Below are 2,071 nucleotides of genomic sequence, written 5' to 3'. Positions count from 1 at the left end.
AAAAAAAAAAAAAAAAAAAAAAAGTAACGCAGAGTTATAAAAGACCTCGTAATATTTAGGGACGGACCCTCCCGTCCCGGAAAGAGGCCGTCCGATGACCGAACCCGCCGCAGCCGGTCCCGTCGCGACCGGGCAGGGCCGGAGCCTCGCCCCGCCCCCGGACTCCGTCCGCGCGCGGATTCCCGCCGGGGTCCCGGTGTACGTGGGGGGCGAGCGGTACGAGGGCGCGTACCCGCCCCTCGCGCCCGAGGCGGCGCGCGGGCGGATGCTGCGCGTGACCGAGGTGGGCGAGGAGATCCTGGCGCGCCGCTGCGCGGAGGCGACCGTCTTCGGCACCCCCGGACTGGCGCGGCTCGTCGCCGACATGTTCCTGACGATGTACCTCGCCGAGGGCGCGGGACTCGCCGCCAACCAGGTCGGGGTGGACCTGCGGCTCTTCGTGTACGACCGCTTCGACGACGAGGGCGCCCGGCACGTCGGGCACGTCCTCAACCGGGTGATCGACGAGGCCGCCTCGGGCCGCGCCCTGGTCGAGGACGTCGAGGGGTGTCTCTCGGTGCCCGGCGCGCGGCACGGACTGGCCCGAGCGGACCGTACGGTGCTGCGCGGCGTGGACCGGGACGGACGCCCGGTGACGATCGAGGGCACCGGCTACTTCGCGCGCTGTCTCCAGCACGAGACCGACCACCTGAACGGGATGGTCTACGTCGACCGGCTCGGCAAGCGCGCCCGCCGCGCGGTGCTCGCCGACATGGCCGAAGCACGCGACACGGTGCACGCGGAGCGCCGGGCGCGGGCGGCGGCCATGGGCGTGGAGGACCTGAGCGGCCTGAGCGGGGAGCGGTAGCGCGAGGGGGCCCGAGCCCCGTACGCCTCAGCCCTCCTCGCGCTCCCGCATCTCTCCGCACCCCGCGCACACCCACACGTCCCGCTGGAGCCACATCGTGCGGCGGCAGCGCGGGCAGCCCGTCGTGCGGATGCCGTCGGGGCCCATGAGGGGCGGGTCGGGTGTGTCGGCGGCGTAGGCGATGAGCCGGTCCCTGTCGTCCCCGGGCGCGGCCATCCGCAGCAGGCGGGCGGCACGGCTGCGGGCCTCGTCGGCGAAGTCGCTCGTGTCGTGGGCACTCGTGTCGCGCGCCACACTACGGGGTTCCCCGGGGCCCTCCCGGAGGGCCGAGCGGGAGCGCGCGACCCCCACTCTGGATTTGACAATCCAGAGTGGGCGGCACACTGTGGATCGAGCAATCCATTCCTGCCCCGAGGACTCGCCATGCCCAGCTCCCCCGCCCCCTCCGCCCCGCTCCAGGGCCGCCGCGCCCTCGTGACCGGCTCCACCTCCGGCATCGGCCGTGCCGTCGCCGAGCGCCTCGCCCACGAGGGCGCCGTCGTCGTCTCCGGCCGCAACGCGGAGGCGGGCGCCGAGGTCGTGGCCGCCGTGCGCGCGGCCGGGGGCCTCGCCCACTTCGTCCGGGCCGACCTCGCGGAGGGCGGCGCGAGCGCCCGCGCGCTCGCCGAGGAGGCCGCCGCGCTCCTGGACGGGCCGGTGGACCTGCTCGTCAACAACGCCGCGCTCCTCATCCCCGGCCAGTCCCTGCTCGACGCGGACGAGGCCACGATCGACGCGGCCCTCGCGCTCAACGTCAAGATCCCCTTCGTCCTCACCGCCGCGCTCGTGCCCGGCATGACCGCGGCGGGCGGCGGAGCCGTCGTCAACATGGGCTCGATCAACGGCGTCACCGGCACGGCCGTCGCCGCGCTCTACGGCGCCACGAAGTCGGCTTTGCACTCCCTCACCACCTCCTGGGCCGCCGAACTCGCCGCGCGGAACATCCGCGTCAACACCGTCACCCCCGGCCCGACGATGACGCCCGCGAACGCGCCCGCCCACGACATGCTCCGGCAGCTCACCGCGGCCGCCCCCGACCGCCGCCCCGGCACCGGCGAGGAGGTCGCCGCCGCCGTCGCCTTCCTCGCGGGCCCGGACGCCGCGCACATCCACGGCGTCACGCTCCCGGTGGACGGCGGCTTCCTCGCCGCCCACTGAGCGGCGACGCGCGGTCCCCGCACACGC

The 2,071-nt window shown here is 74.6% G+C and carries 3 protein-coding genes; 2 read left to right on the top strand and 1 reads right to left on the bottom strand.

What is annotated here, in order from left to right:
- Window positions 1-94 precede the first annotated feature (94 nt).
- The gene (gene def / locus SSBG_RS22160) at window positions 95-847 is read left to right on the top strand and encodes a peptide deformylase (RefSeq protein ID WP_008748303.1); all 753 of its coding nucleotides are present in this window, start codon (window positions 95-97) and stop codon (window positions 845-847) included.
- A gap of 27 nt (window positions 848-874) precedes the next feature.
- Here the strand turns inward: def and SSBG_RS22155 are convergent, their stop codons facing one another.
- Window positions 875-1,141 carry a hypothetical protein gene (locus SSBG_RS22155; protein ID WP_037870393.1) on the bottom strand — a complete coding sequence of 89 codons (267 nt, stop codon included), beginning with the start codon at window positions 1,139-1,141 and terminating at the stop codon, window positions 875-877.
- 129 nt (window positions 1,142-1,270) lie between these two features.
- Between SSBG_RS22155 and SSBG_RS22150 the strand changes: the two genes are divergently transcribed.
- Window positions 1,271-2,044 carry an SDR family NAD(P)-dependent oxidoreductase gene (locus SSBG_RS22150; RefSeq protein WP_008748301.1) on the top strand — a complete coding sequence of 258 codons (774 nt, stop codon included), beginning with the start codon at window positions 1,271-1,273 and terminating at the stop codon, window positions 2,042-2,044.
- Window positions 2,045-2,071 lie beyond the last annotated feature (27 nt).

This window comes from Streptomyces sp. SPB074 (genome assembly GCF_000154905.1).
Lineage (GTDB): Bacteria > Actinomycetota > Actinomycetes > Streptomycetales > Streptomycetaceae > Streptomyces.
The sequence above is the reverse complement of the archived record's forward strand: the minus strand, read 5'-3'. Positions and strand labels throughout refer to the sequence as shown.